Annotated in this window: 8 protein-coding genes; all 8 read right to left on the minus strand. The window is 38.9% G+C overall.

What is annotated here, in order from left to right:
* Nucleotides 1–17: 17 nt before the first annotated feature.
* Nucleotides 18–464, minus strand: coding sequence for a nucleoside-diphosphate kinase (gene ndk, locus AC52RT_RS05675; RefSeq protein WP_040376285.1), 447 nt, complete (start codon nucleotides 462–464; stop codon nucleotides 18–20).
* A 100-nt stretch (nucleotides 465–564) separates the two neighbouring features.
* The gene (gene hepT, locus AC52RT_RS05680) at nucleotides 565–1,527 is read right to left on the minus strand and encodes a heptaprenyl diphosphate synthase component II (RefSeq protein ID WP_495539843.1); all 963 of its coding nucleotides are present in this window, start codon (nucleotides 1,525–1,527) and stop codon (nucleotides 565–567) included.
* 36 nt (nucleotides 1,528–1,563) lie between these two features.
* Nucleotides 1,564–2,271, minus strand: a complete 708-nt coding sequence (locus tag AC52RT_RS05685) for a demethylmenaquinone methyltransferase (protein WP_495539844.1) — start codon at nucleotides 2,269–2,271, stop codon at nucleotides 1,564–1,566.
* Nucleotides 2,272–2,274: 3 nt separating this feature from the next.
* Entirely contained in the window at nucleotides 2,275–3,093 is an 819-nt protein-coding gene (locus AC52RT_RS05690; RefSeq protein WP_495539845.1) for a heptaprenyl diphosphate synthase component 1, read from the minus strand.
* A 190-nt stretch (nucleotides 3,094–3,283) separates the two neighbouring features.
* Entirely contained in the window at nucleotides 3,284–3,529 is a 246-nt protein-coding gene (gene mtrB, locus AC52RT_RS05695) for a trp RNA-binding attenuation protein MtrB (protein WP_495539846.1), read from the minus strand.
* A 30-nt stretch (nucleotides 3,530–3,559) separates the two neighbouring features.
* Nucleotides 3,560–4,126, minus strand: coding sequence for a GTP cyclohydrolase I FolE (gene folE / locus AC52RT_RS05700; protein ID WP_495539847.1), 567 nt, complete (start codon nucleotides 4,124–4,126; stop codon nucleotides 3,560–3,562).
* A 176-nt stretch (nucleotides 4,127–4,302) separates the two neighbouring features.
* Complete coding sequence (locus tag AC52RT_RS05705; protein WP_040373308.1) at nucleotides 4,303–4,575, minus strand: HU family DNA-binding protein; 273 nt, start codon at nucleotides 4,573–4,575, stop codon at nucleotides 4,303–4,305.
* A gap of 543 nt (nucleotides 4,576–5,118) precedes the next feature.
* Nucleotides 5,119–6,042 (minus strand): stage IV sporulation protein A (gene spoIVA, locus AC52RT_RS05710; RefSeq protein ID WP_495539848.1); only part of this gene is annotated, 924 nt, incomplete at its 5' end.

Here is a 6,042-nt window from a genome sequence, read left to right on the forward strand (position 1 = left end):
AACTTAGCAAGTATAAATTAATAAACCCACTTGCTCATTAATTTCGAGTAATCAACTAATTCTTCTTTATTAAAGAACAAGCCGATTTCACGTTCAGCGCTTTCACTTGAATCTGAACCATGAATGATGTTTTTTCCGACAGTTACTGCAAAGTCACCGCGGATAGTAGCAGCTGCTGCATCCTTTGGATTTGTAGCACCCATCATTTGGCGTGCTGTTGCAATAACATTTTCGCCTTCCCAAACCATTGCAAAAACTGGACCAGACGTGATGAACTCTACTAATTCACCGAAAAACGGGCGTTCTTTATGTTCGCCGTAATGCTGTTCAGCCAACTCTTGTGTGATAAGCATTAATTTAGCTCCAACAAGATTAAAACCTTTCGTTTCAAAACGGGAAACGATTTCACCGATAAGATTGCGTTGAACACCATCAGGTTTAACCATTAAAAATGTTTTTTCCATTTGTATAATTCACTCCTAAAAGTATGTATGTATAAATTTGCCGCAAGACGACAAATCCCTCAAAAATATATCACTTATTTCCAATTATTGCAACACCTAATCAAAATTTACGATTGCCAATGTTCTTTGCAATTTCTGCTAACGTCTTTTTCGATCGTGATGCGGGCAGACCTTCTAGCTGTGCAAAGGCCTTCTTTAGATACATCTTACTGACTTCCCCTGCCTTCTCAATAGAACCAGTGGCTTTTATTGCTTCAATAATAACAGTCATCTCATCAAGTGATATCTGCTCATGCACCGTCTTAACTAGTGCTTTCAACTTTGGATCCTGCATGGCTATTAAAACAGGCAAAGTAATATTTCCTTGACGCAAGTCGCTTCCTGCAGGTTTTCCAAGCTCCTTTTCTGAAGCAGTGAAATCCAGAATATCATCCGTGATTTGATAGGACATTCCTACATAATAGCCAAATCGAAATAATCTCTGATGAATGTCTGCACTGGTACCGGCAGTTAGTGCACCAAGTTGACAGCTCGAAGCAATTAGAAGCGCTGTCTTCCTTTTAATGCGTCGAAAATAAGTGCGCCAAGTTTGGTCAAAATCAAATTTATCTTTGATCTGCTCAATTTCACCTAGGCACAGTTCTACCATTGTTCGTGCTAGAATTTTATGTGCCAATGGATCTTCAATCCTTGCCATAACCTCCAGAGCTCTGGCAAACATATAATCCCCTGTATACATAGCTACACGGTTATCCCATTTTGACTTAATCGTAGCCGAACCCCGACGTAAATCAGAGTCATCAACAACATCATCATGAACAAGAGAGGCAGTATGAATCAGTTCAAGTGTGACAGCAGCATTCTTCACTACATGAATATCATATTGACCAAACTGAGCAGCCAGCAATACAAAAACTGGGCGAATTCGTTTTCCCCCGGATTGCAGTAAATGCAGCGATGCTTCTCTTAGAACTGGAGATTCAGCCTGTATAGCTGCTTCTAATTCTTTTTCAATTAATTGCAGATCCGTATTCAAGAAAGAATACAACATTTTAAGTTTCATACATTCCACCCAGCTTTGTATAGGCTAACATTTTTGCTATTTTGATTTACTGCCATAATGAGAAGCAGCTACTCCGAACGTGTGCGCCTTATAGCTGACATTCTTAAATCCAGCAGCCTTAAACATTTCTTCTAATTGCTTCATTCCTGGAAAATCACGAGCAGATTCTTGAAGCCATGAATACTCTTTAAAACTCTTAGCAAATAACTTTCCGAATACCGGCATCACAAACCGGAAATAAAGCTGGTATCCCTGCTTAAAGATCGGCATCGTTGGTTGAGAGGTCTCAAGACATACCGCCATGCCCCCAGGCTTTAATACTCGGTTCATTTCCTTCAATACTTGCATATAATCCGGAACATTCCGCAGTCCAAAGCCTATGGTTACGTAATCAAAACTGTTGTCCTCAAAAGGCAGCTCCATGGCATTGCCATGCAGCAGCGTGATTTGCTTTAAATTCAGCTTTTTAACTTTCTCTTCGCCGATTTTCAACATATTCTTACTGAAATCAAGACCGTAAATTTCTCCTTCCGGCCCTGCTTGTTCAGCCATCGCAATCGTCCAATCAGCTGTACCACAGCATAAATCCAAGGCTTTTGCACCACGTGGAATGTTCATCTTCGCCATCGTAGCTGAACGCCATTTGATATGCTGTTTGAAGCTGATCAATGAATTCATTTTGTCGTAGTTTCCATATATTTTTTCAAAAACATGATGGACTTTTTCTTCCTTAGATTGTCCCATAGGTTATCCTTCTTCCACAAATGAATTAGCTTTAATGGCTGTTTCCTCAAGAATTGTATTAATCCATTGCTGGACAAAACCATTCTGGGAAGAAAGCTTCCCTGCGGCCTTTTTTGTCATACGTTGTGCATCTATAATACACTTGTCCATTTTTGTTGAAAGGTAGTTTAATTCAAGGCGGGTTAACTCTCTCTGTTGTGGGAAGTTTATTTCTGCTAACGCATTAAACACAAGAGATTGCCCTCCTGCTTTATATTGCATTTTTTCCAGATGGAGTCTGTTTAATAACAGCACGGCTCCTGCGAGCTCCATCCATTCCGGCTTTGCAAAATATTCAGCGAGTTTTTGAATTAACGACGATTCAATAATCTTTATACTTGAAACCAGCTTCTCTTCATCCGTAAAGGATTTTTGATAAAGCAAAATTTTATGTTCATTGATTTCTTTAATGCCGCTTGAAAGAATCTTAATTAAGATTACATTCCCTGTTGAAGCCAGCAGCTGATAATAAAGACCGCTGAAATAATCCCCAGCCAATACGTTCAGCTGACGATTTTTCAATTTATCCCCTGATTCAATTTCCTTTGAGGAAATCGTAACTAACTCATGCGTATCAAGAGCGACCTGCACCATCATAGTAGAAAGCATATCTGTATGAATCTCTTCAGAAGATTTTTCTAATTCATTAAAAAGGCCCGCTAATAACAGCAGTTTATCTTCGTCTATTTTCGGCTCATCAAGAATACTTTGAAGATAGGGATGATAAGCTTTTGATTTAATACTTTCCTTTAATTCAATCACTGTATTATTTATGTTTAACATGGAATCACCCTTGCATCCCCAAAAGATAATTTAATTTAAAGCATTTTTCTCCGTCTAAAACCAAACATCATTATATCATAAAACCTATAAGATAAAAGAAGAATGCTCTAATTTACCTATACCTTTATCGTTGGAACCATAAAAACAGCATAATTTCTTTTAGTCATCCATTTTTGCAAGAGTGGATACCCTATTTATCAATCTTCGGCTGTTTTGACTCACTTTCCACTTCACCATAAGGCGTATAAATCATCGCGTGCCCACGTACCTTAATGGCTGATGTATGCTCAGTGAACTGCGCAATCATCACTTCACCCGCATCCAGCTTTTCAGCGTGATGGAATTTAGTATCTGTTCCTCTTGTCAGCCCGATTACATTAACACTATCTTCGAACGCTTTTATTACAATAAAATCGTTACTTGGTTTCTCGTCCATCATTATCACTCCTGCAGCGTATGTTTCCTATTACCCTTTAATAAAAGCAAGTACCTCTGATCTAGTACGATAATCTTCAGCAAAGACACCTCTTACTGCTGAGGTTACCGTCTGTGCACCTGGTTTTTTCACGCCTCTCATCGTCATACACATATGTTCAGCTTCAACGACCACCATCACACCATGCGGCTCTAAGCTTTCCATGATGGAATTCGCGATCGTACTCGTAATCCGTTCCTGAAGCTGTGGACGTTTAGAAATGGCTTCCACTGCACGAGCCAATTTGCTTAAGCCCGTAACCTTACCGTTTTTCGGAATATAGGCGACATGTGCTTTTCCATAAAACGGAACGAGGTGGTGTTCACAGACAGAATGGAATGAAATGTCCTTCACAAGGACCATTTCTTCATGTTCTTCTCCAAAGATTGTTTCAAAATATTGCTTTGGATCCTGATGTAGACCTGCAAAAATCTCTTCATACATTCTCGCCACACGTTTGGGCGTATCTAAAAGACCTTCACGATCTGGGTCTTCTCCAACTGCTTCTAAAATCATTTTTACTGCTTCTTCAATTTTGGCATGATCAACATTTGCCATCTTATTTCCCCCTAATATCATAAGTAATAATACGTATCAGCACTAATAGCAGCATATTAAGATGCTGCTGAATCTTTCGTTTTAACTGTATTCTATATTAGCACAGAACGAAAATAGTAAGCAAAAAAAGGGACCACAATGTGGCCCCTTTTTCCCCTTAAAGTACCGATATGTACTTACTTCACAGCATCTTTAAGTGCTTTACCTGGTTTGAATGCAGGTACTTTGCTTGCAGCGATTTCGATTTCGTCGCCAGTTTGCGGGTTGCGGCCTTTACGTGCTGCACGTTCGCGAACTTCGAAGTTACCAAAACCGATCAATTGTACTTTATCACCGCTTTTTAAAGCGTCTAAGATTGTATCAAAAACAGCATCAACGGCTTTCGTAGCGTCTTTCTTAGAAAGTTCGCCTGCTTCTGCAACTGAGTTAATTAGTTCTGTTTTGTTCATGCCATTCACCTCCTCCCAAAAGGATATTTATAAAAAATCAATATTACAAACACTGTATAATAGTGATTTGTTACTCTTGTTACCAATTTCTATCGGCCATTGATTTATTCAAAAAATCTCAAACCAGAAATTGATCGAAGCTTGTCTGAAAAAATATGTACATTCAGGCTGGAATGGCTTCTACATTGCGTTTTCTGTAAGTAGATTATCATAGAACCCGTTACCTTAGCAAGAAAAATACAAAAATAATGGGAATCTTTTCATAAAAAAATGCATAATCTATACTTTTTAACTTTCTACACTCAATTCTTTCCCTATTAAAGAAATCTTAAACCTCTTTAAAAAGCGATAAATCAAGGTTTTTCAGGACTTTTCTATCCTACTCGAACATCTTAAATTTCGCAACACATAAGACTTAAATTCTCAATTAAGAACAAAATTTTTGTTATATTACCCAAATTATAGTAATAATCATCTCGTATCCATCAACCTGACTAAGTAAAGCGAAAAAGCTGTTGAGGTTATCTCAACAGCCTCCAGGTCTTAAAGAATAATGGCAATGAGACCACCAGAACCCTCATTGATAATTCTTTCTAACGTTTCTTTTAATTTATAGCGGGCATTTTCAGGCATAAGTGATAACTTCGCCTGAATACCTTCTCTCACAATAGAACTTAAATTCCTGCCGAAGATTTCCGAATTCCAAATGGACAGTGGATCATCATCAAAATCCTGCATTAAATACCGGACAAGTTCTTCACTTTGCTTCTCTGTTCCGATAATAGGGGCAAATTCAGACTCGACATCTACTTTAATCATATGAATGGAGGGTGCAACCGCCTTTAAGCGGACACCGAACCTTGACCCCTGCCTGATGATTTCTGGTTCATCTAGACTCATATCATTGAGTGTAGGAGCCGCTACCCCATATCCTGTTTGTTTCACCATTTTCAGCGCATCTGATACCTGATCATACTCGGCCTTTGCATACGCAAAATCCTGCATCAAGGCAAGAAGGTGATCTTTCCCTCTTATTTCTACACCAACAATTTCTTTAAGAATATCATCATACAGTTCATCTGGGGCAAACAAATCAATTTCAGCAATCCCCTGCCCCATTTCCATCCCAGCCAAGCTTGCATGATCAATAAATTCAAATTCATTAAAGTGTCCTACAACGCGATCAACATCACGAAGACGCTTTATATCCTTAACGGTTACTTTAACGGCTTCCTGATAGCTTTCCCGAAGCCAATGGTCTTCTCTAAGTACCATCACCCAACTTGGCAGATTAACGTTTACTTCTAGTACAGGGAATTCGTATAAGGCTTCTCTTAAAACATTAAGTACATCCCCTTCGCGCATACTTTCAATACTCATCGCGATTACAGGGATATCATATTTCTCTTGAAGGCTTTCCCGAAGTGCGGCCGTATCCGGATGATGAGGCTGGACTGAATTTATGAT

The sequence above is a fragment of the Peribacillus sp. genome (genome assembly GCF_059453735.1).